Raw genomic sequence first — 26,801 nt, 5'->3', positions numbered from 1 at the left:
CACCGGCTCCCCGCCCCGACGACCCCGGCCGACCCACCCCGCCGCCGGAGAGCAACCGGCCCCCGACGAGTGGTGGCCAGCCCAGCCGCCCCGAGCCGATGCCCGTCCAACCGCCGGACCGGCGCGCCGAGGGCGGCCCGACACCCCCACCCGGCCAGCGGCCCACCCCCGGACGAGGGGACACCGAACAGCCGGGCCCGACACCCGTCCTCGTGCCACCCGGCCCCACCCCGAACGGCGGTTCCACCCCGCCCAGTGGACGGGACCGGTCCGGCGGACAGGACGGTCGAGCCGACACGAACACCCCGAGTGACGGTCCCCAGCGGCCTCGGACCGAGTCCGAACTCGCGGCACCACCCGCTCCGCCACCCCGCCCGGCGATCACTCCGGAGGAGGTGACGAGGATCTACGACGTCCAGCGGGAGGCACTGGACGAACAGCTCACTCAGGTCCGGGCGGGCCGCACGATGACGTGGGACACCATGACGTCCTCGGACGGCGGTGTCTCGGTGTGGGTGGAGCGCGCCACACCGGACGTCGACTACCCGGTGAAGCGGGAGGCCCTCCAGGGGGCGCTGGACAGGGTTTCCCGCGCCGGTTACCGGTTCCCGGGTCCGGTGATGGTGACGATGGCTCCCCCCGACGCGCGGGGCGTGCTGACGCAGATGATGCACCTGCGGGACCCGGGGACCGGCGCCCACTCCTGGCACCTGCTGCTCGGCCCGAACGTCTTCCGGCCCAACGACGCCTCCGGCACCGACTACGGGGTGCGAGGAGGGGTCGGGGAGAGCGGGATGCGTGGGGTGGCGCACCGCGTCGCCGACGCCCGGTACGACGCCAAGCACAAGTTCCAGTCCCTGGGCATCGGGAGGCCGAAGTCGGAGTCCCGGAACTACCGCACGGCGATCGCCGAGGCGACCCTCGTGCACGAGTTCGGCCACGGCCTGCACACCGCGCACGACCCGTCGCAGTGGTTGCGGGTGCAGCAGCACGCGATGCGAGGCACCCAGCCGGTCCCGAATGCCGCTCCGAGCGCGCTGGACGTCAGCCACTACGCGACGAACAGTGGCCTGGAGTTCGTCGCCGAGGTCTTCACCGGCCAGGTGTACGGGGAGTCCTTCCCCGTTGGCGTGCGCAACGACTACGACGAGTGGGGCGGGCCGCCGCTGCCCTCCCCGCAGGCCCCACCGCCCCGCCCCGCCCTCACCCCCGAACGGGTCAACGAGATCTACCAGGTCCAGCGGGAGGTGTCGAACGAGCAGTTGGCGCGGATCCGCTCCGGCGGTGAGACGCGGTTCGACACCGTGACCTCGTCCGACGGCGGCGTCACGGTGCGCGTCGAGCACGCGACCCGGGATCCCGACTGGCCGGTGAAGAAGGATGCCCTCCAGGGGGCGCTGGACAAGGTGTCGGGCGCCGGTTACCGGTTCCCGGGGCCGGTGACGGTGTCCCTCGCACCGCCAGGGACCACCGGGGTGCTCACGCAGATGCTGCACCTGCGGGACCCGAACACCGGCACCCAGTCGTGGCACCTGCTGTTCGGCCCGAACGTCTTCCGGCCCAACGACGCGTCCGGCGCCGACTACGGGGTACGGGGAGGGGTCGGGGAGAGCGGGATGCGTGGGGTGGCGCACCGTGTCGCCGACGCCCGGTACGAGGCCAAGCACAAGTTGCAGTCGCTGTACCCCGGGAACCACAAGCCCAGGTCGAACACCTACCGCAGGGCCGTCGCGGAAGCGACCTTCGTGCACGAGCTGGGGCACGGTCTGCACACCGCCCAGGACCCGTCGCAGTGGTTGCGGGTGCAGGACCACGCCCTTCAGGGCACCCCGCCGACCTCCAACGCGGCGCAGAGCGCGATGGACGTCAGCCACTACGCGACGAACAGCGGCCTGGAGTTCGTCGCGGAGGTCTTCACCGCCCAGGTGTACGGCGAGGCACTACCCCACGACGTGCGCGGCGAGTACGCCGAGTGGGGCGGTCCGCAGAGCACCAACCCGCCCGCCCCACGCGCCCCGCTGCCCGGGGACGCTGACCACGGCGGGTCCACCACCGGCGAACCGGGCCGGAACCCCACCGACCAGACCACCACCGACGACCGGTCCGGCCCGGGCACCCGGGACTCCGAGGGTTCCCCCGGTCGCCCGGCGCGGCCCGGACGGGACGTCCCACCGCTGGATCCCGAACTACGCGCGAAGCTGGACGAGACGCCCTGGGTGGAACGTCGGAAGTACCGCCAGCTGCCCAGTCAGGACAGCCGCAGCGGCCTCGTGCCCCCTGGTGAGGGCGTGCCGCCCAAGCGGATCGTCCCCGGCCGCCCCTACGGGGAGCACACCGCCTTCGACGTGCGACGCGCCCAGGTCGGCGATCAGGGTGTCACCGAGGTGCGGGTCGTCGTGCGCGTCAACCCGGACCCGGGGTCCACCGCGGACCCCGACGCCGTCTGGGCCGAGGCGAGCAAGGGCGTCGACGACTACTTCAACTCCCGCGACCTGCGCCTGCCCAACGGCGATCAGCTCCGGGTGCGGATCGAGCGTGCCGAGGGCGACCAGCCAGCACACCACGAGGTGCGGATCACCGAGAGCGGGCGGAACGACCAGCGCAACTGGCGTCCGGGACAACCTGGCCTCGTCTACGCCCACGAGGTCGGCCACATGATCGGCCTGCCCGACGAGTACAACCCCTCCGGTGAGGCCGACGGCCTGACGATCACCGGCACCCTCATGGGTGGTGAGACCACCTACCGCGACGCCGACGGGACCATCCGGGAAATGCCGGGGGTCCAGATCCCCGACCGCTACCTGCGGGTCCTCGACCAGCACATCGGCGACCTCTCCGCCGACACCGGGCCGTCGTCGTCCCGCACCTCCCCCGAGGGATCCTCGGGGGACCGGGGTGAGCGGGGCGGGCCCGACCGGTCCCGAGCGGAGAGCGACGCGCCCCACGACCTCGACGCGCCCCCCGCACCGGGGAGCCGCAGGGAACAGGCCGTCGAGCAGCGGGAGATGGAGCTGTCCCGCAAGTACCACACCAGGATCGGACCGGCACCGGGCACGGACGGCAAGCACTTCAGCCACTCCATGCTCGACAGGATCGACACCGTGCTGGGGGGCCTGCCGCCCCTGCACGTCCGGGACAACCCGTTCCTCGACTCGATCGTCCGCTCGGAGAGCAGTAGCGGCGCGAGCCGCTACAACCTCGACACCAACAGCATCGAGGTGGTGAACCCCGGCGGGATGCCCTCCTGGCTCTACACCCGGCTGGACCGGGGGATCGGCTGGCAGCGGTGGCTGATGGACCTCGGCCCGCTCTCCCAGTACGAAGGGCTGGGCGCCCGGGACGCCCTCAGGATCGGCGGCGAACGACGGCACGTCATGGGCGGGGTGTCCGACGTCCTGGCGCACGGCAACCTCGTGGAGTGGACACTCCGGCACGAGGTCGCCCACTCCGTGGACAACGGGCACGACTGGTTGGAGAACCACGCCCACGAGGACCGGTTCGGCGGTTGGCGGGTCCACGTCAACAGCAACGGCGACCACGACCTGTCGAGCGTGGCCGATGCGGTCGTCACCAAGGTCGGGATGACACCGGAACAGGCCGCCCGCACCGACAGGTCGGGGAGCACCACCTTCGACGACGCCCTGGAAACGGCGCTGCACCCCGAAGGCACCAGGAGCGATCCCGGCAACCTCGACCGGCTCCTCACCGACTACGGCCACCACGGCCCGGAATACCGGGCCAAGGTCCAACAGGCCATCGACTTCGCCCGGGCCGCGCTGCGGCAACCCTGGACCCTCGACGACGGTGGTGGCGACCGGCTCACCGTCGACGGGCGCATCTACCAGGTGAGCCCGCACAACCAGTGGGTGAGCTACCAGGCCTCGGCCCGGGACAACGCGGTGTCCAACTACCAGTTCTCCGATCCGATGGAGTGGTTCGCCGAGGCCTACGCCGCCTACCACGATCCCACCCCGGGACCCCGCGACGCCCTCACCCAGGAGGCGCGGGACTGGTTCGAACACAACGCCCGCGAGGCCACCCCGGCCGGCAGCCCGCGCCTGGGCGGCACCGAACTCGCCGCGCCCCCGCACCGCCACCGGGGCCCGCGCCCCAGGGCACGGCGCCCGACTCGCGAGCCGGCCAGGGCGAGCAGCCGCCCGCCACGAACCCGACCAGCAGTCCGAGCGAGGGCGACGCGCCCAACCCCGACACCAGCCAACGCGGGGGCAACGACACCCGGACGACGCCGGACCCGACCGTCGACGAGGCCACGAGGCAGGCACCTCCGGGGGAGGTGGACGGAACCCGCGAGCCCACCTCCGAACGCGCCACGGATTCCACCGAACAGCGCCAGAGCCGCGAACCGCGACGTGCGCCGCTTCCCACGCCGCGTGCCTCCTCCGCCCCGCCGGTGCTGACGTCGCCGCTGGTGAACGAGCGCCCGCCGACGCCGAACACCCACGACCCCGCTCCCAGCCCCGTCGAACGGGCCGCATTCGACGCGGAGGGCACCAGCGGAACCGGCCGGGGGCCGCGAGTGCCGGAGAGCACCCCGGTGAGTGAGGGTGAGGGGTCGAACCAGGTCGTCGCGGACCGGGAGCCCACGACGCGCGTCGAGCCGGACGGGTCGGATCCGGCGCTGGTCGAGGACGGTGGCGCCACCACGACGACCACCGACGGTCGACCGTCCACGACCGAGGTCCCGCCGGCGCCGCCGGAGACCGCGCGGGGCGAGGGTGCGTCGGACGAAGCCGGCGGCCGGGTTCCCGTGCGGGACGAGGCCGGGAGCACCGAGGATCGGGTTCGTGCCGACGACGCCGTCCAGGACGGTGCGGAGCGGCCCGTGGTGCCCGCTGCGACGCGGGAAGGCGGGACGTCCACCACCGATGCGGAGACCGGCGGGTCCACACCCGCGCCGCCCCGCCGGGTCCGGTTCGCCGAGCCGGTGGAGAGGACCGCCGACTTCGAGGGGGATCGCCCCGAGTGGATCACGGAGCTGCTGGAGCGCGCCCGTGAACGGCGCGAGCACCCGCAGGACGGACTGACCGAGGGCGGCCTGGAGGAGCGGGGCACCGAGGGCACTGGCGGGACCACCCGGGATTCGCGGGTGCCGGAGAGCACCCCGGTGAGTGAGGGTGAGGGGTCGAACCAGGTCGTCGCGGACCGGGAGCCCACGACGCGCGTCGACTCGGACGGATCGGACCCGGTGCGGAGTGCGGACCACGTTCCCACCACCGAGGACACCAACCCTGAGCTGACCACGTCCGAGGTCCCGCCGGCGCCACCCGAGACCGCGCCGGGCGACGGTGCGTCGAACGACCCCGAAGGCCGGGTTCCCGACCGGGACACGGCCGGAGGCATCGAGGAACGGGGCGGTGTGGACCGCCCGGCCCAGGAAGGTGGATCGGCCACCCCCGATCCCGAGGGCGGCACGCCGCGCCGGCGGTACGACGTCGACGACCGCTCGGATCCCGAGTTCGCCCCGCCCCCCGAGCGGGGTTCCGGGCAACAGCGGGACTCCGGTCGGCGCTACCCGTTCGAGACCATCCCCGACGACTCGGTGATCTCCGACTTCTCCTACCTCGTTCGATCGAACAGGGACTTCTCGGAGTTCGACGCGGAACCTCCCGCGCCGAGCACCACGCGGCCGGCCGCGGGGCCGAACCCCTCGCGGGACCCCGGATCGACGACGTTCACGTCCCCGTTCGAGACCGAATCCGCCCCCCACCGGGTGCACATCTCGCGACTGCTCGATCAGGAACCTGGCCAGCACAGCCATCGTGAGGGGGACGACCCGCTGACCGAGCGCGTCACGCGGGAGACGGGCCACGACACGACGGTCAGTCCCGAGCGGACGACCGAGTCGGCCGTGCGGGAGACGGGCCATGAGACGACGGTCAGTCCCGAGCGGACGACTGACACCGACACGCCGGGGGCCGAGAAGAAGCCCAAGCGCGATCTGATGCCCCGGGACCTCAAGGATGCCGGAACACTCGGTCCGGAGGCCAAGATCCGGTCCATCGAGCTGGACCAGGACTCCAAGTCCTCGACGACGTCGTCCCAGGGCGGGCCGACGTCGGGGAGGAAGCCGACCCCGGCACAGCAGCTCACCACCATCCTCGACACCCTCACCGCCGGGGATCGGCCGAAGAAGCTGGGGTTGAGCCCGACCGAGGGGACGACGCTGCGCACCCAGGTGCGGGACCTCGTCCGACGGGAGGGCACGGTGGCCGCGCTGCGCCTGCTGACCGACGGACACCTGTTCCAGTTCACCGGGGACAAGGGCTCGGTCCGCGATGTCTGGGTTCGGCTCACGCCGGAATCGGTCCTGCCGGCCCCGGACGACACCGCCACGAAGTCGACCACGACGTCGGATTCCTCCGACGGGACGAAGACGAGTCGCGAGGACGGTTCCAAGGCGAACGCCAAGGACTCACCCGACGCCAAGGACTCGCCCGACGCCAAGGACTCGCCCGACGCCAAGGACTCGCCCGACGCCAAGGACTCGAAGGAGCCCAAGGGCAAGGACGGCAAGGACGGCAAGGACGGCAAGGACGGCAAGGACGGCAAGGACGGCAAGGACGGCAAGGACGGCAAGGACGGCAAGGACGGCAAGGACGGCAAGGACGAGGGGCCCAAGGACGAGGTCGCGCCCGGCACGTCGATCTCCTCGGAGCGTTCCCGGAACAAGCAGGTCAGCCGTTCCCTGATGCCCTTCACCCTTCGTGCGGGCACGCTGCTCCAGATGTTGACGGGCGCACCGATCATGGTGACGCCAACCTTCAGGAGCACGGCCGAGCGGTCCACCCAGGACAGCACGCAGCGTGTGGGAACCTCCTCGCGCTCGGTGTCCAAGGAGGGCGACCCCTCCCTGTTCGACGTCCGCTTCCGGGCCGACGTCGAGGTGCGGGGCAGCGGGAAGCCGAAGGAACCGGGGGTCAGCCTCCCCGGCGAGTTCCGGCTGAGCTACTCCGAAACGGCGCTGCGCGACGCCCGCCCCGGAGAATCCGCCTCGACATCGACCCCGAAGTCCGACACCGGGACAACCACGGAGGGTGGGACGTCCGTCGTCGACACCCGATCAGCGCCGGCTGACCAGAACACCACGTCGCGGGACAAGGCGGGCGAGGACACCCGGACGACCGAGGACACCAGCGGCAAGGACACCAAGGCCGACAGGGAGAAGGACACCAAGGCGGACAAGGACGTCTCGTCCCCGCAGGAGGGCACGAGGAACCCCGCCCCGCCCAAGCCGAGACCGGCGGTCGCCCTGCCACCCGCCCTGCTCGACCACATCGTGTCCGTGGATCTCGTCTCGGGCCTGGGGCAGGTCCGGGCGGACGTCATGAGCAAGCTGCCCGCCAGCGTCCCCGTCGACGGGACCATCCGCCGGGACGCGGTGAGCCGGATCAACTCGGCGCATGTGGAGAAGTCGGGGCCCGACGCCCTCATCCACGGACTGTCCACCTCCAATCCACAGCCTTCTGGGCGACGCACCTACCACCAGGTCCTCCCTGACGTCAGCACGACCACGACCACCAGGTTCCGCGGCTTCCAACGGCACGACGCCGGTGAAGCCACCCTCGGCCACGAGGCCTCCGCGACCGGGAGTCAGTCGAACGAGAAGGGGATTTCCAGCGGTTTCGAGCTCGGGGTCGAGGTACGCGGTTACGGTCCCGGTGGAGAACTGAGCCACGGCCAGCAGATGAACTTGGGCGGGGTCGGCACGCTCGGCTTCGGCGCTTCCCGGAAGACGACGGGCTCGTTGGCCTACAACCAGGCACTCAAGAGCGAGTCGAAGATCGATTCCGACACCACCCTCTTCGTGCTGGACGCCGAGTTCAGCGCGGACGTCTCCGCCACCCGGTTCCGGGGGATGGAGAACGTCGACTTCACCGTCGACGGCAAGGAGGGCAAGGTGCACCTGCGGGTTCGCGGCTCCGATGCGGACACCGTGGAGCTCCTGCTCAACGAGGCGCTCAAGGACCAGCCGGCCACCACCGAGAAGTCGACGGGTGGCGAGGGGTCGACGACGGTCGACAAGTCCGGCGGCGCCGAGGGGTCGACCACCGTCGACAAGTCCGGTAGCACCGACAAGGGGAGCGAGACGGGGGCCCCGCGCCCGCCGGGAAGACCGGTCAGACCGACAACCAGGGTTCGGGCGACCGAGCGGCGGCGGACACCAATCCCACCACCAGCCCGCCCGCCGCGAACGGAGGACGGCAGGCCAACGTGACGCGGTGGGACCGGCTTTCGGTCCCCCTGCCGGTGCGCAGGCTCTTCGGCGGTGGGCGGGACACGTCGACGACGAACGGCGACCCCGCCTCGGGTATCCCGCTGACCCCCATCGCGCAGCCGAACCCCGCGAGTCAGACCGGCGCGGACACCCAGACTCCCGCCCAGTCGGCAGGAGACCAGCACGGCACCTCGGGTACCGACGGGAGCGGCAACGACCGCGCGAAGCGGGGCGAGACCGGGACCGCGGGCCGGAACCCGGCAGGGACCGACCCGGCGAACGTCACGACCAGCAAGCCGGAGTCGGGTGGGGGCGAGTCCGGCGGCGGTACCACCGACACGACCTCGTCCACGAGCAAGCCGGAGTCGGGTGGGGACGAGTCCAGCGGTGGCAACACCGACACGACCTCGTCCACCGCCAAGGACGGCTCAACGACGCCGAACCGTCCCAGCGTCGAGCGGCAGGCCGCCCTGAGGGCTGCCACCGACGCGAGCCTGTTCAACCACACCGAGCGCGTCAAGGGCGCGCACCAGGCCCTGGCCAAGGCGCACGCCGACATCGAGCAGCGCCTCACCAGGGATGGCGTCGTCGTCGACAAGCACGTCAGGGCACAGATCACCAGGAGCCTGACCGCCGCCATCAGCCAGTCGCGGGTCGAAGGCGACTACCACCGCATCTCCGTGCCGGGCAGCCCCCCGCTCACCTCGACCGTCCGAGTGGCGTCGCGAGAGTTCGAGATCGCTCTGACGGCCACGCCCGACAGCGACCCCGTGACCGCCGTCCACTCCGAACGGTCGGTCAAGGAAGGTGAGATCACCGCCACCCCGGGACAGGGCGCCGGGCTCGGGACCAAGATCCAGACCGCCGGTGCGCAGTTCGCCTCGTTGATGTTCGGCTTCCGCTCCCGCCTGAGCGGTGCGCCCAACCTCCAGCGCTTCCTGGGTGGCTTCCACCTCGGGCCGGGGTACCGTTCCGAGCACAACCACGGCTCGGGGCTGACCAGCACGACCAGCGTCGAGAAGAAGATCAAGTACAAGGGTCCGATCCGGGAGATCGAGCGCGGCGGGCAGTTGAACGTCACCATCACGGAGCCGTCCAACGACAAGGGCGGCAGGACCGACATCTCCGTCCCGGTGGTCGCTCGCCACCAGGTACCGGAGTTCCAGGTACCCACCGACGGCAAGGACAACCCGCAACGGTCGGTGGAGGAGTCCCTGCCCGGCAAGCCGATCACCGACCCCAAGGACGCGGACTTCCAGAAGAGCAGCCGGGAGGACGGGATCGACCTGTCCGGCGCCCTGGTGACACGGCCCGTCAACGACCTGACCGCCATCAACGACGCGCTGAGGACCGCGCAGCAGGACGTGCGCGAGAGGGTCAACGCGAAGCCGAGCGACACCGACACCACGATGGTGATCGACTCCGAGTGGTGGGCCGCGAACCAGGACCGCCTCCTGGGAGAGGGCGCCGTGCTCTCGAACGGCACGGAGAAGGGAACCGTTCTCGACCGCACCGAAAGCGGTGTCATCGGGATGCGCGCGCACGGCGCCACCTACGTGGACAGCCCGCCCGGGCTGACGCCGAGCGAGCAGACCACGGTGGACAGCTCCCGCAAGCAGACCAGCGGGAGCAGCAGCGACACCTCGATGAACGTCAACGTGATGGTCACCCCCGTCACGGGCAACGCGGGGAAGAGCTGGTCGAGCGAGCAGTCGGCGGGCAAGGGCTACGGCGCGAAGAAGGTCACCGCCGTCGAGGGAATCAAGGACACGGTGTACCACCGGTACCGTGCCGACGCCCTGGTGACCATCTCGGCCCACGCCTGGCAGAACCTCCTCGGGCAGCCGAACCAGGACGCCTGGGGGCACCGGAACTTCTTCGGGTACCCGATGGCTCCGGCGACCAAGACCGTCACGGTGCTCATCCCCAAGGCACTCGAGTTCGTGGTCACCGACACCCAGCGCCAGGAGAAGAAGCTCCCCGAGCCGCCCAGCACGGCGAAGGACGGCACGAAGGAGACCAGCGAGGGCGGATCGACCGGGACGACGAAGGAGGGCACGGAGGGAACGAAGTCCCCGGACCAGGACGCGCCGAACACCGAGGCCGGCCCGGCGAGCGACCAGACCGAGGGCCGCGACTCGGCGAGCGACGGGCGACACGACGGCCAGCGGCGCGGTCCGGCCGACACCACCGAGTCCGCCATGCGGGACACGGCCGGTGGGGATGGTCGGACGAACCAGCGAGGCGAACGCTCGGCCGAGACCACCGACGCGACGGACACCACCACGTCGACGACGAGAGCTCCGGAGAACCCCAACGGGGACACCACCGGAACGACTCCGGAGAACAGCACCGGGAAGGCTCCGGAGAACAGCACCGGAACGACCCCGGAGAACAGCACCGGGAAGGCTCCCGAGAATTCCACCGGGAAGGCACCCGGGAAGGACCCGGCCTCCACGGCGAAGGACGGGACGACGGAGACCGACGGGAGCACCGCGACCACCGAGAGCCCGAAGAAGAACCCGGGCGCTGGTACCCGGAAGCTCCCGCCCTACATCGGGGTTGGGACCGCGCTGGGCGCCGACACCGCCCTCGTTTCCCCGGAGGGCCTGAAGGAGCTCGACGCGACGCTCAAGAAGGTGATCGCCCAGGTCACCCCCGGCGCCGCGCCCTTCGTCAAGGCAGGTGACCAGAACCCGCCCCCGATCGGCGCACTGGCCCGCACGGCCGAGCTCACCGCTGAATCCAGGGGTGGAGCCACCGTGGAGCGCATGGCCACCGGGCAGGCGAGCGTGCTCCACACCCAGTCGATGGTCTTCAAGGACCGGACCTACGAGTACCGGGTGATCGCGCGGGAGGATCCGAGCAAGGAGATCACCCACCTCGGGGCCGAAGAGCGGAAACACCAGTCCGAGCAGGCCTCCTCCACGCCGAGCGAGGTGGGTGGCGGCAGGGGCACGGGCTGGTCCGCCGCCGCCGGCCTCAGCTACATGTTCGGGGAGACCCCGGCCGAGGGACCACCTCCCGGCGGGATGGGTGGCCCCGTGTTCGGTGGGAGCTGGAGCGGCAGCAAGAGCGTGTCGCGCACCGACGAGGCCGTGGACAAGCGCGGGGACAAGGTCGAGGTGACCCAGGTCGAGCGGTTCACGGTGCCTGTCACCTACGAGATCGAGGTGTACCAGGTCGACACGCCCGGCATGATCATGTCCAAGATCTCCGGTGGGCACAGTCCGCACGTCCTGAACTCCAGCAACTACCGGAAACCCTCGACGCGTCAGCTGCCCGTGCCCGAGGAACTGAGAACGGTTCCCGGGAAGGTCGACCTGCTGGTCCCGCACGACGACACGCTGCCCGTGGAACGGACCGACGGGGACACGAGCGGCTCCACGCGCGGCGACGGGCAGTCGAAGTCCGAGGGGAAGCAACCGGAGGGCAAGTCGAACGAGGGCAGGTCGAACGTCGCTGCCTCGTCCTCGACGGCAGCACCGAAGTCGACGTCCGACCAGGCGACGTCGAACTCGGAGCGGCAGGACAGGTCCCCCTCGACCGGTGCCCCCGCCGGCCGGGAGCGGATGCCGAAACTGGAGGCGCTCGGCAAGGACGAGAAACCCACCGGGAAGGACTACACCGACGTACTCAGCAAGGCGACTACCCTCCGCGTGCGCGGGATCGCCACCGACGGGCTCGCCGACCACGTGGTCGACTCCGCCGTTCGAGCACCGAACAAGGGCGGTGACCCGTCACACCGCGCCGAGCGCCTCTACGGGGACGCCACGGAGGAGCGTCGGGAGATCCGGGACCTGGCCTCCGAGCGGCAGCTGTCCGTGCACCTCCCGCGCATCCTCGGGGAAGGGATGCCCTACTCGCACGAGGTCGTCAACCGCAACCGCTATCGGACCGCGAAGCACACCACAGAGATCAAGCCGAAGGTGTACGAGGTCGAGTTCGACGGGTCCCGCACCATCAAGCGCGAGATCTCGTCGACCAGCGGGCACTCGACCTCGATCAGCCACACACAAGGCAAGGTCAAGGGACCGAACGCCGGTGCGATGGGCACCAACCCGAGCAACCCGGCCGGTGGTACCGGTGGGGGCACACCCGGCCTGACCCGGCGGGAGGGCAGTTCGTACAGCGAGAAGAGCGAGAACACCTCGGGGGAGAAGAGCACTCACGAGAACGTCACGCTGTACCGCTACCGCGCGGACGTCTACTACGACATCGTCAACAGCTTCCACAAGCGGCGCAACATCTTCCCCTGGCCCCTGGAGCGTGTTCTCCTCAGCCCGCTGGACATCACCACGACCACGACGGTGCGTGGCCGCGAGGGGCTGTACTTCGAGCTGAACGAGGCCGAAGCCAAGGAACTCGGCCTGCCGACCGAGAAGAAGCCGGCCGTCGAGCAGAAGAAGCCGGCTGAGCAGGAGGCCGCGGTCGAGCAGAAGGCTCCGGTCGAGCAGAAGACTCCGGCTGAGCAGAAGGCTCCGGTCGAGCAGGAGGCCGCGGTCGAGCAGAAGGCTCCGGTCGAGCAGAAGGCTCCGGTCGAGCAGGAAGCCTCTGGCGAGCAGAAGTCGTCCCCTGGCGAGCAGGAGTCCCCGTCCGTCGAGCAGCAGGCCCCGGTCGTGGAGCAGAGCACTCCGGTGGTCGAGCCGGAGGGGCCGCCGGCCGTGGAGCAGCGGTCACCGGTGGCCGAGCCCGAGGCGCCGGTCGTGGAGCCGGAGGACGCTGCCGTCGAGGGGACCGTGCCGGAGCAACGGGAGCAGCCGGGCGTGGAGCCGGAGGGGCCCGCGACTGAGCGGCGGGCGCCGGGCGTGGAGCCGGAGGGCCGTGAGGTTGAGCCGGAGGGTTCACCGGCGGTCGAGTCGAACGCTTCTCCCGCCGATGAGCAGGAGACCTCGCGGTCGGAGGACCCTGCTGTCGAGGTGACGGCGCCGGTGGAGCAGCAGGCGCCCGTGGTGCGGAAGCCACCGGTTGTCGAGCAGCAAGGAAGTGCGCAGTCGGAGGGGACGGTCGTTGAGCTGACGGCACCGACGGAGCAGAAGGCACCAGTTGTCGAGCCAGCATCCCCAGCCGTTGACCCGGAGGCCACGGCCGTCACGTCGGTGGCGCCGGATGTCGAGCCGCTCGCCCCTGCCCCTGATTCGGAGGCGACGCTCCAGCCGGAGGCGACGACCACGACGACCGTGCGCCCAGAGGCGGCGGTCCAGCCGGAGCCGGCTGAGGCGACCGCGCGGCCGGAGGAGACCACCCCACCAGCCGAGCAACCGGCGGGGGCTGTCCAGGCGGAGACGACCGGTCAGCAGACGACAGCAACCGCCGAGCCGGAGGTGCCCGCCGGCGTCCAGCAGACGTCTACCGCGCCCCCGCCGCCGCTGACCGTGGTGGAGGACCTCGCGGCCTTCCTGAACCCGGAGCCGGCGGCCCAGGTGGCCCCGGCGGCGGGCCAACCGGCGTCGACCGCCGGCCAGCAGCCGCCGGCGCCCTTGGTCGTGAGCAGCGCCGCCGCTGCCCAGGCCGTCGCGACCGAGCCGGCGGTGACGCCGACCAGCACACCGCCGCCCGCGTCGCCGGTCGCACAGCAGACCCCGGTCGCCGGTGCGGCGGAGACCGGCACCCCGGCTGAGCCGGTCGTCGTCTTCGACGACGACGACGTCCTCCCCGCCAACCCGGCGCTCTACGCCGATCTCAGCCAGGACGACGGGAACCAGGGGAGCAACTTGTGGTACTGGGTGGGCAGACCGCCCGAGGACATCGACAGCTTCGTCCGCATCGAACAGTTCTGCGCGGTCCTCGCGACCCGGTGGCTGAACACCCCCACGCCGGAGCCCGCGCCGAACCAGCGGTTCGCGGACCTCGACGAGACCGAACGCAACAGCGCGGTGAACACGCTGATCGCGTGGAACGGGGCGGCCGACGGCCAAGCCGCCCAGGTCGAGTGGGTCCATGACCAGCTCGACCCCGAGGGCGCTCGGCGACCGACCTCCGAGGAACTGGTGAACCTGCTCCAGGCGGGTGAACTCGGCGCCGGGGACCGGATCTGGCTGGCGACCGGGAGCCATGCGACCGCCGTGATGATGATCTCACCGACGGAGGGCTTCTTCTACGAGCCCAACACCGGACGGGTGGAGCGGGTGTCGATCGAAGGGCTGACGCGCCGCTTCGTGGAGAACACGGCTTTCGTGCTCGCACCACCGAGGAGCGCGTGAGCGCGGTGCGAACGGTGGACGCGCGCGTGCCCGGGACGACGAGCGGTCGCCCAGGCCAGGCGACTCCCGGTGGCCGGAATCAGGACGGGTTCGCGGAGGGCGCTCCGCTCGCACCGCGCGTGAGCAGCCCGATCCCGGGCTCCGGGCGTGAGACGCACTCGTGCGGAGCAGGGCGCACACCACTCGGCGGGGTGGGGCGGACGGCGGCGTGGCGGCCGTGGCCGGTCCGGACCGACCAGGCCGAGCACGACCACCTGACGGAAGGAGAAGCGCATGCTGTCCCCCCATGAGGCGCTGTTGAGGTTGGCGCCCCTGCTGCCGGAGGACGTCCTCTGGCAGAGCAGGCGTTGGCTGGCCGCCGGCCACTGGGAGCTGGCCGGGCGGGCGGTGGTGATGAGCCTCGCCGACCACGGGATCGACGTCCCCCTCGGGTTGCGCGAGGTGTTGGCGAGCGCCGGGGGTGCGACCACGCCGCTGCTGTCCCTGCTCCGCGACGACGAGTCGGGGGACACGCCGGCCTGGGAGTTCGTCGACGAGCGCGCCCGCGACGTCCTGGTCCCGGTGGCCGCGTCGGCCGTCGTCACCGAGGTCCTCTCCGCGACGCCGGGAGAGCACACCGCCTGGCAGGTGTGGCGGGTCGGCACCATCGAGGTGCCCGGTATCCCACCACGTCTCGTGCACCTCGTGGAGACCACGGCCACCATGGAGGGCGCCGCGGAGCTGGCCAGCAGGCTCGGTGACGCGTTGGTCGAGATCGGCCTGGTCAGCCCGGCCGTTGAGGTGTTCTCACCGGAGACCAGCCTTCCCGACTACCAGACACTGGCCCTGATCAGCGGACGTGAGGTGTTCGCCTCGCAGCCACCACCGGTCCCGAGGCTGGCGGAACTGGACGAGGATCGGGTTCGCCTGTTCGACCCGGCCAACGCCGTCGACACCGGCGACCGGGACGAGGAACTGGGCTACCTCGCCGGTGGTCACCCCCTGGTGGAGAGCGCCCTGCCCGGCTACGACCTGCTCGACGACTCGGCCGGCCGGGTCGTGCCCGGCGGCCTGCTGACCGACGGGATCTGGGTGTGGCCGGCGGCCCTGGGCTACTACCTCGACCGGTACGGCGTGCCGATCCCCACCGAGCTCAGCGCGCACGTCAGGGCCGCCGAGACCCGGCCCCTCGTGCCGTCCCGCCGTGAGTGGTTGGCCACCGTCGCCCTCGTGCTGGACGCCCAGCAGGAGGGCGTCACCCCGGCGGCGGGGTAGACCGACGGGGCAGCGCCGCCCGGGTGGGGTGCCGCGCCCCGAGGCGGACCACCGGGAGGATGTGGATCGGCCCGGTGCGGGGTGGGAGGCGTTCGCCTCCACCCGGGTCCCGGGGCCGTCCCGACGGGGATGCCCGGCGAGCAGGAGCCACGGGACGGCGGCATCCCGGGTGGACCGTCGACGGCTGGCGCGGCTGGTGGCAGCACGCGCCACGGCGTTCGCCTTCCCCGTACCACCGGGCAGCGACCGGAACCCGGGCTTCGCGGCCCCAGGTGTCCGTCGGTGGAGTCGCCGCGACGCTCGCCCACGTGCCGCGACGGCCCGGCCGTCACCGAACGCACCCGGGGCGGTGTGACGGAGACCGAGCGGCCGGGCCCGCCACCCGGCGGCGACGGGACGTCCGGCCACCCTCACGGGTACTCGCCGGTCAGCATGGCCGCCGCGAGGTCCACCCTGGACCCGTAGCCCCCTTTGGCGAACAGGCGGGTCAGCCGCCCTTCGACGCTCTTCTCGCTGGTCTGGAGAGCCGTCGCCAGCTCCCGGTTGCTGAGCCCCTCGGTCACCAGCACCGCCAGCAGCAGTTCGTTCTCGGCGGTCGTCGCGGTGCGTCCCGGGACCGGGAGGTTGTGCGCCCGCATCAGGTTCCGGGTCCTGGCCCGCCACAGCAGGGCGTCGAGGTCACCGAACAGCTGGTAGGCCTCGGGTAACAGCTCGTCGGGCCGGTACCCCAACGACGACGCCAGCAGTGCCGTGCCCGCGATCTCCGAGGGCTGCGCGCGTTCCCGGGCCAGCTCGACCGCCGCCGCCGCCGCGTCCCGGTCGCGGTGGACCAGCGCCTGGCTGCGCAGCGACAGGAGTTCGGTGCGCCCGGTCCCCATCCGGCGCGCGACCGAGGTGATCGCCGCGAGGTGGCCGGTGGCCTCCTCGACCCGGCCCTCGGCCGCGGCGATCTCCGCCAGTTCCGCCCAGAGTTCGTCGGTGCCGAGGACGAACCCGGCGGCCGCCGCCCGGTCCAGGCCCCTGCGCAGCGCGAGGATCGCGCCATCGCCATCGCCCAGCAGACGGCGGATGCGAGCCTGGGCCAGGTCCAGCAGGTAGTCGGCCTGCACGGGTTGGGACCGCGCCGACTCGGCGAGTTCGTTCGCCCTGGCCAGCCGACCCCGAGCGGCGAGGATCTTCACCGCGTCCCGGTACATGATCGTTGGCCCCGGCGGCCTGGCCACCGTGTTCCCGGCCGCCATGCTGCGGCGTGCGACGTCCATCGCGGCGACCCAGTCGCCGCGCATCTGGTGGATCATGAACTGGTCGGTCGTCAGCAGCTGGTCCACGCGGATGCCCTCCGCCGACAGCAGTTCCAGGGTCCGGGTCAGTTCCCCCATCGCCAGGAGCATGCTGACCTGGTAGCGCAGCCGTTCGAAGCGCAGCTGCGGCACGTCCTGGCCGCGCCAACGGGAGGAGTCGGCGAGGAACTCCCGGAACTCCGCCGGATCGCCCTGCCAGATCGCCGCCCCCGCTCCCAGGATGTGCGCGAAGTCGGCGGAGGCGGGCTCCCGGGACCAGCTGTCCCTGGTCGCCGCCAGCAGGGCCCGCCCCTCGCCGTACCGCTGCAACTGGAAGAGCGCCGCCGCCCTGGACACCGCGTGCTGCCCAGGGCCCCCGGGCAGCACGGTCCGTTCGCCGTCGGCGATCCCGCGCAACGGCCCGGTGTTCCCCGTCGCCCACTGGCAGGTCACGTAGATGACGCCGAGTTCCTGCCGAGCGGACTCCGGGACGTAGGGGGCGTGCCGGCTGATCAGCTCCTCCGCGCTGTCCGCGGCGTCAGTGGGACGTTCGTTGATGGCGCAGGCGGCGCAGTGCCCCACGAGGGTCATCGCGCGCCGGGTCGGGTCGGTGATCAGTTCCGCCGCGGCCCGGAGCCACCGCGCGGACCGCAGGCCGTGGGTGAACAGGGTGGCGCCGCCCCGGTCGGTCAACTCCGCGGCGGCCCGTTCCGGGTCGACGAGGCCCCCCGCCTCGACCAGCAGGTCCGCCACGGCGTCCTGGTCAAGGGCGGTCGGGCCTCCCTCCCACACCCGGGCGACGGCGAGGGCGGACAGCCGACGGCGCTGGTACGGGCCCAGGCCGGCCCGCAACGCCTCCCGGACCGCCGGCAGCCGGAAGCGCCAGCCACGCCGGCCCGCCACCAGCACCCTGCGTCGCCGCAGCAGGTCGAGCGCCCCCCGCACCGTCGGAGCCGGCTGGGCCAACGCCTCGGTGAGCATCGTCTCGACGCCGACTCCCAGGGGAGCCAGGACCGCCAGCGCCTCGGCCACCGACCTGGCCAGGGGGCCGGCCTCACGGATCGGCGCGAGCAGCGGGCTCCTCGTGGTGAACCGGGGCGGTTCGAACTGGGGCACCAGGTAGGCGTGGCGGTCGACGACCCGCAACGCACCCGACTCGGAGAGCCCCCGCACGGCCCACCGGAGGGCGGCGGGGTTCCCCCGGGACAGCGAACGGAGTTCCCGCGTGAGCACCGGGTCCGGTCGTGCCTGGAGCCACTCGGTGAGCAGCCGGTGGTCCTGGTCGCGGGTCAGCGGACGCAGCACGGTGGACGAGAGCAGCCCGTCGTCGGTCATGCGGGCGACGACCTCGGCCTCCTGCCCCCCGAACGGGCCGACCGGGTCCGGCGCACCGTCGACGCGCGCGGAGAGGACGATGCCGCACCCGGTGCCCAGCAGTCTCCTCGCCAACGGTTCCACCACGCGTCCGCTGTCGCCGTCCAGCCAGTGCGCGTCGTCGACGAGGATCACCAGCGGGGCGTGCGCGCGCAGGACCTGGGCCAGCGCCGCGGCCAACCGCGCGTCCGTCTCGGGTGCCCGCTGGTCCGGGGGTACGGCGCTGACCCGGGCCACCAGGTCGAGCAGCACCTCCCGTGCGGAGGTGGGCCCGGCCGGCCCGGTGGGCGGCTCCGGGACCGACGGCAGGCAGGTGAGGAGACGGTAGACGGCGCTGTACCGGGTTCCCCCGTCGTCCTGGCTGGCCGACAGGGAGAGGGTGCGGATGCCAGCCGCGCGCAACCGCCCCCGCAGGGCGCGCAGCAGCGAGGTCCGGCCGGCACCGGCCTCGCCGAGCACCCGCGCGAACGGGGGGCCGTCGGCGCGGGCGCACTCCGCGGCGAGGCGGTCGATCACCTCGTTCCTGCCGACCAGCGGCGGAGGTGCGGGACGCGCGGAGGTGGATCCGTGCACGAGTGGCGCGTGGTTCACCGGGTGCCTTTCCTGGCGGTCGAGCGCGTCGCCCTGCGGTGACACGACAGCGGGAAGCGCCACGGTGCGCTCCGGACGGAGGGGGACGGCCGTTCGGCCGTCCGCCGGACGACGAAAACGGACATGCGGAGGAGATCCCTCGAATTAGGGGCGAGGGGAGCCCCCCATCCCCTGAAGGAGGAATGGTGCGCTAGGAACGGGTGGTGGTAGATGGCCGCGTTGGCCCGGCAGCCCGCGCGAAGCCCATCACCGGAGACGATCGAGGTGATTGGTGAGAGAAGGCTTATGGGTCGGAGAGTCGCGACCGTGATCGGAAGAAGGCACCACCTCCAGGTCCTCACCGCGCTGGTGGACACCGCCGAGAACTTCGGCTCGTCGCTGCTGCTCCGTGGCGACACCGGCGCCGGGAAGACCACCCTCGTCGAGACCGCCCGTCGGGTGTGGACGAGACAGGGGGCACGTGTGCTCACGGTCGACACAGCCCAGCCCAGCCAGCCGCTCACCTTGGACCTCGTGATCGAATCCCTACGTGACCAGCTGGATCATGTCACAGACCCCGAGTTCGCGGAGCGGGTAGCGGCGGCCGCGCGGATGCGGGACCGACTCCGCCATTCGACGGAGCCCCAGCTGTTGGCGCTGGTCCACACGATCAGTGTCGCGCTGAGCCGACTCGTCGCGATCCAGCGGACCGTGCTGGTGGTCGACGACGCGCACCGGGTGAGTTCCGTCACCAGGCCCGCCTTCGCCCTCCTCCTCCAGAACGCCAGGGCCGCCGGGTGCGCCGTCGTCGTCACCACCGGCCTCCGAAGCGCCGGATGTTCCTTCCTCCACCAGCTCGTGGCCACCGCCGACGACATCCTCGACGTCGAGCCGCTGGACGGGGAGGACGCCCACCAACTGCTGGCCCGCGCGCTGCCCGTGGACCAGGTCGCCGTCGACCCCGGCCTGGAGGGTGCGCTGCGCACCGCGCTGGGCGGGCTCTACGGCAACCCGGGGACCGTGCTGACCACCGTCCGTTCCCTCGCCGAGGGTGGGCGACTGCGGATGATCGACGACCACCTCTGCCTGGTGCGGCCCGAGGAGACCATCCGCCTCGACGAGGACCACGAACTGACCACCCGCGTCCGCGCCGCCGGCGCGGACGCCGAGGCGCTGGCCGCCACCGTGGCCACCGTTCCCGGACTCCGGGTGGACGACCTGCCGGTGATCAGCGAGGTCATCGGTACGGACCTCGACTCGGCCGGGCACGCGCTGGACCGTCTCGTCGGCGACGGTGTGCTCCGGTTGGACGCGGCGGGACGGCTGGCCTTCCCCGTGCCGGCGCTCGCGGCGACGCTGCGCTGGCGCGGCGGACCCGAGGCCGCCCGCGAACGGCACCGGTCCTTCGCGGAGGTCCTCCGCCGCCGGTCCCGCCGTGGCATCGCCGTCGACCGGGCGCGACTGGCGGACCACGTCGCCGCGGCCGGCCCGGCGCTACCGTGGCCCGACGCGGCCGACCTGCTGGTGACCGAGGCCGACTCCCGGCGGAACAGCCAACCGCTGTCGGCGATGACGTGGTACGCGGCCGCCCTGCGCCGGCTCACCGCCACCGACCCCCGGTGGTGGCACGTCTTCCGGTGGGTGACCCGCCTCCAGTTCGGACTGGGGCACTACGACGCCGTGTCCTCCACCACCCGGGCCGCGCTGCCCCTGCTGCGCGGCCTGGTGGGGGCCAGCACCGGGAGCGGCGACCGGGTGGCGCGGCCGGGCGCCTCCGGCGGGGCCGACGACCTGTTCGACATCTCGATCCGGTGGCTCTTCGCCGCCATGCAGCAGCAGCGCGTCGACGACGTGGACGAGGTGTTGTCCCTCCTGGAGGAGGTGTGGGGTGACACGTCCTGGGGGCCGCGCATCGCCCGGTCCTGCGCGCTGATGCTGCGTGGACGGCTCCAGGCCGCCGTCGAGGTCGAACGGCGGGCCCTGCGCACCAGCGGGGAACTCGCCGGGGACCACGGGACCGGGGAGCTCGTCATCACCGGCCTGGAGGCGATGGCCTTGACCACCGCGCTGGCCGGCGACCGCCGTTCCTTCGAATGGGCGTGGGGTCGCCTGCGGGAGGACAGGGGAGCGGACGGTCAGGACGTGCCGACCCGGGACCACCTGCGGGACTCCGCCCTCCTCGTCGACTACACCACGGCCTTCGGCCTGGTCCTCGGCGACCGGTACGCGCCGCCGGTCGACGGACCGCTGCCCGGCTACCAACTGCTCCTCTCCCACTACTGGTCAGGCGAGTGGGACGCCGCGCTGTCACTGGCGAGGAGCCTGGAGGCGGCCGCGGACGGCGAGGACACCCCACCCCTGCACCTCGTCCGCGTGTTCGCCGCCGAGATGTGCTCGGAACGCGGCGAGTTCGACCGGGCCTGGGCCTGGCTGGAACGGATCCCCGCCACGACGGTCTGCGGCCACTACCTGGCCTGGGTCCGGTGTGGTCTGCTGCACCGGACCGGGGACACCGTGGCCGCCGACGTCGTCGGGTGGCAGAACTACCACCGCCACCGGCGGGCTGGATACCTGGCGTTGGCCCCGTTGCTCACCCGGCTGACGGACCAGGCCAGTCGCCAGGGCGACGAGGACGGTGCCCGGCGCGGGCTCGCCGAGCTGGAACGGCTCGACGACGAGGTCGGCTCGCCCGGGAGCAGGCAGTCGGTGCTGCTGATGCGCGGCCTGGTGGAGGGGGACGTGGCGGCCCTCGACGAGGGCCTGCGGATGGCGCGGGCACGGGGCGACCAGCCGTCGGTGGCTCGGGCCCTGCTCATCAAGGCGGGCGCCGCGCCCGACCAACGTCGGTGGCTGCGGGAGTTCCACCAGGTGTGCGAGCGGCTGCACGGCGACGGCGGCCGGGGCCACCTGGTCGAACTGATGCGGGGCATGGGTCTGTCGCCGGTCCGGGTCCGCGCCCGCCGCCCCGACTTCTCCGACCTCGAGCTGCGCATCATCGACCTCGTGAGCGACGGGCGGACCAACCGGCAGATCGCGGTGACCGTCGGCGTCAGCGAGAAGACCGTGGAGAGCCGGCTGACCAGGTTGTTCTCCCGCACGGGGTGCCGCTCCCGTACCGAACTGGCGGCGGCCAGGATCGAGGGCCGCCTGTCCGGCGGCCCCGACCCCCGCACCGACCACCCGTCCACACCACGGCTTGGAGAGGCAGTACCCACATGACCGGGCAGCTCATCAGTGTCTCGGCGGTCGAGCCCGGACAGCACCGGTCGCTCGCCGGTGCCCTGGCCACCGCGCCCGACGGCGCCGTCATCAGCGTCGGCCCCGGCCGGTACACGGAGGCACTGGTCGTCACCCGGCAGGTGACGATCACGGCGGAGGACGGCCCCGGCACGGTCGAGATCCTCTCCGAGACGGGAACACCGCTGAACCTGCTCGCCCCGGTCACCCTCTCCGGCCTCACCGTCCGCTCCACCGACCAGGAGGCCCCCGCCCTCATCAGCCAGGAAGGGCGGAGCACCATCACGGAATGCGAGATCAGCGCCCAGGGCTGGGCCGCCCTGGTCGCGCACGAACGCGGCGCCGTGAACCTGGCGGACAGCCGGGTGACCAACCCCGGTGGCGCCGGTGTCGTCATCACCGCATCCGTGCGCAGCCAACTGCGCCAGTGCCGTTTCGAGGACCTGGGCACCTCGGCCGTCGTCGTCGCCCAACGCGGGCGGCTCTCCGTGTCCGGGTGCCACATCGCCAGGGTCGCCGGCAACGGGATCTGCCTCAACGGTGACGCGAGCGTCGCCGTCAGCGACACCGTGATCGCCGGCGCGGCCAAACCGGCGGTCGCCGTCGAGGAGGGGGCCAGCGCGGACCTGCGCCGGGTCACCGTCCGCGAGTCGGAGGGCGTCGGCTTCTACCTGGCGACCACCGGCTCCGTCAGCGTGGACGACTGCCAGGCCGAGCGGACGGCCGAGGGCCTGCTCGTCTCCCAGCGCACCACCGCCACGCTCAGCCAGTTCCGGGTGTCCAACGCCCGGGAGCACGGCCTCCGCGCCGCCGGCCAGTCGACCCTGACCGTGCGGGGCTGCGTCATCACCGACGTGGGCGGCGCCGGGGTGCTGCTCACCGACGGCTCCACCCTGGACGCGGAGGAACTGGTGGTGTCCACCCCGGCCGGTGCCGGGGTCGGCGTGCACGCCGAGGGGACCACGGCGAGCCTGACCCGGCTGCGAGTGCGCGACTCCGGCGGCAACGCCGTCGAGGTGGTCGAGGGCGCCACCGCCGAACTCACCCGCATGGAGGTCGAACGCTGCGGCGCCGCCGCCGTCCTGGTCGCGGAGAACGCGAAGGTCGGTGTCGACGGCGGCAGCGTCCAGGGCGCCAGGACGTCGGGGCTGGCCGTCACCAAGGGCGGCACCGCCGCGTTCACGGGCTGCGACGTCTACGGGTCCGGTGGGGACGGCGTGTTCGTCGGCAAGGGCGGCCGGGTGGTGATGAGCGGCTCCCGGAGCCGGGGCAGCGGCGGCCACGGGGTGCAGGTCACCGCCGAGGGCAGCGCGGAACTGACCGGCTGCGAGTTCACCGACAACGGCAGCGACGGCGTCCACGTCCAGACCGCCGAGCCCGTCACGGTCCGGGACTGCGTCACCCGGGGCAACACCGGAGCCGGGCTCCGCCGGTTGTTGGCCGACGCGCGGCTCACGGTCACCTCGCTGACCAGCGAGCGCAACGGGTTCCCCGACGCCTACCTGACCGCGGGAGAGGGCGGCGCGGCCGCCGCCCCCGCACCGGGGGCAGCCAGCCAGCCGGCCCACGCCGAGACCGCCAACGGGAACGGGGGTGACAGCCTCAGCGCTCCCCTCGCCGAACTCCACGGCCTGGTCGGCCTGGAAGGCGTCAAGCGGGACGTGACCGGCCTGGTCAACCTGAACCGGATGGCGAAACGCCGGCAGGAGGCGGGCCTCTCGGTTCCCCCGATGAGCCGCCACCTCGTCTTCGCCGGTGCCCCGGGAACCGGCAAGACCACGGTGGGCCGGCTCTACGGCGCGATCCTCGCCGAACTCGGCGTGCTCACCTCGGGGCACCTCGTCGAGGTCGCCAGGGCCGACCTGGTCGCCCAGATCATCGGTGGCACCGCGATCAAGACGACCGAGGCGTTCACCAAGGCGCTGGGCGGCGTCCTCTTCATCGACGAGGCCTACACCCTCAGCGCGCAGAGCGGCGGAACCGGCCCGGACTTCGGCCGCGAGGCCATCGACACCATCGTGAAGCTGATGGAGGACCACCGCAGCGAGGTCGTCGTCATCGTCGCCGGCTACTCGAAGGAGATGCGGGAGTTCCTCGCCTCCAACCCGGGGCTGGAGTCCCGGTTCACCCGCACCATCGAGTTCGAGAACTACGACGCCGACGAGATGGTCACGATCATCCGCCAGCAGTGCGAACGGCACGACTACCAGCTCGACCACGACGCGGCGGTGGTGCTCCGCGACTACTTCGAGGTGCTGCCCAAGGACGCCACCTTCGGCAACGGTCGCACCGCCCGCAAGACCTTCGAGCACATGGTGGACCGGCAGGCTTCCCGGTTGGCGGTCACCTCGGACGCCTCGACCTCCGACCTGACCAAGCTGACCGTGGCGGACCTGGACTTCCTGAAGCCCGCCGGTCAGCCCGTCACGTGACGTCCCGCCGCAGCGGCACCGCGACCGCGAGGGCGGCCGCGACGATCGCGTAGCCGGCGAGCACGAGCGCGCCCAGCGGCGCGGACAGCAGGGTGCTGGACGAGCCGCTGGTCTGCTCGGCGATGGCGTCGGCGAGGTAGGTGAACCCGGTCAGCGACGCCGTCGCCCCACCCGGGAGGTAGGGGTAGGCGGCGTTGATGCCGGGCACCGCCAGCAGCACCAGCTCCACCATGTAGAGGTAGCCGACCACGGCGGCCAACGCCGCGATCTGGTTGCGGATGAGCGCGCCGAACCCGACTCCGATGACCATGAACGCGGCCATCGCCAACGCCACGCGAACCAGCAGCTCCGCCACCGTCGCACCCGGGAGCCCGAGGGTGATGTCCCGTGCCGCCGCCCCGCCGTACAGCGCCGCCCCGGCCGTGCCCGCCACGATCGCGCCGTAGCAGAGCCCGGCGACCGCGAAGGTGATCAGCTTCGCCACCAGGACCCGCCACCGACGGGGTTCGAACAGGAAGGTGAAGGAGATGGTGCGGTGCCGGTACTCGGAGGTCACGGCGAGCGTGCCGAGCGCTGCCGGCACGAACACGGTGAAGGACAGCATGCCGAGGAGGCCGCGGACCCCCTCCTCGGTGTCCAGCCCCGGCATCGGAGGATCAAAGTTCTCCGGCCCCAACAGGGTCAATCCGCCGATCAGGGCGCCGCCGCAGACCAGGGCGCCGATGAGTGCTCCGAGCCAGAGCCGCGAGGACAGCAGACGCGTCGCCTCCGCGCTGATCAACCGGTTCACCGGACACTCTCCCTGGGGTCCGAGGTCAGTCGTAGGAAGACCTGTTCGAGGGTGGATCGTTCCGGCGTCAACTCGTGCACCCGGAGCCGGTGGTCGGCGGCGAGGTCCGCGATCTGGGCGGTGGTGAGTCCCTCGACGCGGATCGTGCCGGCTTCGAGCCGCTCGACCGAGGTGGCGCGCGTCCCCTGGACGGACTCGGCGCGCAACGTCTCGGCAAGGCGTTCGTCGTCCGGTGAGCGGACGACGACGGCCGCCGTCGCGGCCGAGGACAGTTCGGCCATGGTCCCGGAGGCCACCAGTTCCCCCCGGCGCACCACGACGACCTCGTCCACGACCTGCTCGACCTCGCTGAGCACGTGGCTCGACACCAGGACGGTGCGCCCCTGGTCGGCGAGGCCCTTCAGGAAGGAGCGCAACCAGGCGATCCCCTCCGGGTCGAGCCCGTTGCTGGGCTCGTCCAGCAACAGCACTCGCGCGTCCCCGAGGAGCGCCGTGGCCAGGTTCAACCGCTGCCGCATGCCCGTGGAGAAGCCCCGCGTCCTCCTGTCGGCGAACTCGCCGATGCCCAGCTGGTGGATGACCTCGTCGACGCGGTCGAGCGGGTAGCCGCCCATCCGGCAGTACACGGCGAGGTGGTCGCGGGCGACGTGGCCCGGGTGGAAACTGGACGAGTCGAGGACCGCGCCGACGGTGCGGGAAGGGTGCGGCAGGTCCGCGTAGGGGCGGCCGCCGATGGTCGCGGTGCCCGAGGTCGGGGTGACCAGGCCGAGGATCATCCTCATGGTGGTCGTCTTCCCGGCCCCGTTCGGGCCGAGGAATCCGGTGACCACCCCTGGTTCGACGGTGAAGCTCAGGCCGTTGACCGCCGTGACGGAGCCGAACCTTTTGGTCAGGTCGCGCACCTCGACCCGGACCCCGCCGCCGTCCCCGCTCACCGGGACGTCGCCCGTCGACGTGTGATGTCACCCGCGACCGAGGGGGCGTCGGGGGTGCTGACCATCACCTCGTCGATCCGCAGCCCGGCGTCGTACTTGTCCAGGATGATCCGCAGCGCAGGGGTGCCCCGGCGGACCGAGACGAGTTGCTGGATCCCGGTCCCGGTTCCCCACATGCCGACCTTCATCACCCCGGTGACGAACATCCCCGCGCGGCGCGCACCCTTGGTGGACAGGGACTTCTCGACGACGGTGACGTCCCTGATGGCGGAGAGCGGGATCGTCACCACGCGCCGGGCCACCAGCGGGACCTCGGCGGCGTTGAACCTGACGACGACCTCGTCGTCCGACACGGTCACGGAAGCCATGCTCGTCCCCTTTCCCGACGGCGCGCCCGCGTGGCGCGCCCTCCCGATGTGCCTGGAAGTGCTGGCACGGCCCGTCCCACCCCCGACGGGCGACGCGCGTGGAGGTACCGCAGAGTCAGGTG

10 protein-coding genes are annotated in these 26,801 nt (G+C 72.2%); 6 read left to right on the top strand and 4 right to left on the bottom strand.

Going from position 1 to position 26,801, the window contains the following annotated elements; all coding sequences use genetic code 11:
• The first annotated feature begins 395 nt into the window (after window positions 1–395).
• The 4 genes from G443_RS04780 to G443_RS04765 all read left to right on the top strand — a co-directional run bounded on the left by G443_RS04780 (window position 396) and on the right by G443_RS04765 (window position 15,693).
• Window positions 396–4,418: a hypothetical protein gene (locus tag G443_RS04780; RefSeq protein WP_253860136.1), complete on the top strand. Its 4,023-nt coding sequence runs from the start codon at window positions 396–398 to the stop codon at window positions 4,416–4,418.
• A complete protein-coding gene (locus G443_RS04775; RefSeq protein WP_253860135.1) occupies window positions 4,412–8,236 on the top strand; it encodes a hypothetical protein in 3,825 nt (1,274 codons plus the stop codon). Before G443_RS04780 ends, G443_RS04775 begins: the two co-directional genes overlap by 7 nt.
• Window positions 8,233–14,439 carry a hypothetical protein gene (locus G443_RS04770; RefSeq protein ID WP_253860134.1) on the top strand — a complete coding sequence of 2,069 codons (6,207 nt, stop codon included), beginning with the start codon at window positions 8,233–8,235 and terminating at the stop codon, window positions 14,437–14,439. The genes G443_RS04775 and G443_RS04770 overlap by 4 nt, the downstream gene beginning before the upstream one ends.
• A gap of 273 nt (window positions 14,440–14,712) precedes the next feature.
• On the top strand, window positions 14,713–15,693 hold the full coding sequence (locus tag G443_RS04765) for a hypothetical protein (protein ID WP_026420313.1): 981 nt from the start codon (window positions 14,713–14,715) through the stop codon (window positions 15,691–15,693).
• 410 nt (window positions 15,694–16,103) lie between these two features.
• On the opposite strand, the gene G443_RS04760 is transcribed toward G443_RS04765, so the two are convergent.
• Entirely contained in the window at window positions 16,104–18,938 is a 2,835-nt protein-coding gene (locus G443_RS04760; protein WP_051314309.1) for an AAA family ATPase, read from the bottom strand.
• Window positions 18,939–19,244: 306 nt separating this feature from the next.
• Between G443_RS04760 and G443_RS04755 the strand changes: the two genes are divergently transcribed.
• Window positions 19,245–22,136 carry a helix-turn-helix transcriptional regulator gene (locus G443_RS04755; protein ID WP_162147333.1) on the top strand — a complete coding sequence of 964 codons (2,892 nt, stop codon included), beginning with the start codon at window positions 19,245–19,247 and terminating at the stop codon, window positions 22,134–22,136.
• Complete coding sequence (locus tag G443_RS04750; protein ID WP_026420315.1) at window positions 22,133–24,586, top strand: right-handed parallel beta-helix repeat-containing protein; 2,454 nt, start codon at window positions 22,133–22,135, stop codon at window positions 24,584–24,586. The genes G443_RS04755 and G443_RS04750 overlap by 4 nt, the downstream gene beginning before the upstream one ends.
• Here G443_RS04750 and G443_RS04745 read toward each other — a convergent pair.
• Genes G443_RS04745 through G443_RS04735 form a run of 3 tightly spaced genes read right to left on the bottom strand, consistent with a single transcriptional unit; the run spans window position 24,579 to window position 26,679 of the window.
• Entirely contained in the window at window positions 24,579–25,376 is a 798-nt protein-coding gene (locus G443_RS04745; RefSeq protein ID WP_026420316.1) for an ABC transporter permease, read from the bottom strand. The genes G443_RS04750 and G443_RS04745 overlap by 8 nt on opposite strands.
• The gene (locus G443_RS04740; RefSeq protein ID WP_026420317.1) at window positions 25,373–26,311 is read right to left on the bottom strand and encodes an ABC transporter ATP-binding protein; all 939 of its coding nucleotides are present in this window, start codon (window positions 26,309–26,311) and stop codon (window positions 25,373–25,375) included. Before G443_RS04740 ends, G443_RS04745 begins: the two co-directional genes overlap by 4 nt.
• Window positions 26,308–26,679: a hypothetical protein gene (locus G443_RS04735; protein WP_026420318.1), complete on the bottom strand. Its 372-nt coding sequence runs from the start codon at window positions 26,677–26,679 to the stop codon at window positions 26,308–26,310. Before G443_RS04735 ends, G443_RS04740 begins: the two co-directional genes overlap by 4 nt.
• Window positions 26,680–26,801: the final 122 nt, after the last annotated feature.

The organism is Actinoalloteichus caeruleus DSM 43889, assembly GCF_000429185.2.
Taxonomy (GTDB): Bacteria; Actinomycetota; Actinomycetes; order Mycobacteriales; family Pseudonocardiaceae; genus Actinoalloteichus_B; species Actinoalloteichus_B caeruleus.
The sequence above is the reverse complement of the archived record's forward strand: the minus strand, read 5'-3'. Positions and strand labels throughout refer to the sequence as shown.

Bases quoted from the DNA above. Each gene is read 5' to 3' on its own strand.
- G443_RS04765 (WP_026420313.1), top strand. From the start codon at position 14,713: ATGCTGTCCCCCCATGAGGCGCTGTTGAGGTTGGCGCCCCTGCTGCCG.
- G443_RS04750 (WP_026420315.1), top strand. From the start codon at position 22,133: ATGACCGGGCAGCTCATCAGTGTCTCGGCGGTCGAGCCCGGACAGCAC.
- G443_RS04735 (WP_026420318.1), bottom strand. From the start codon at position 26,679: ATGGCTTCCGTGACCGTGTCGGACGACGAGGTCGTCGTCAGGTTCAAC.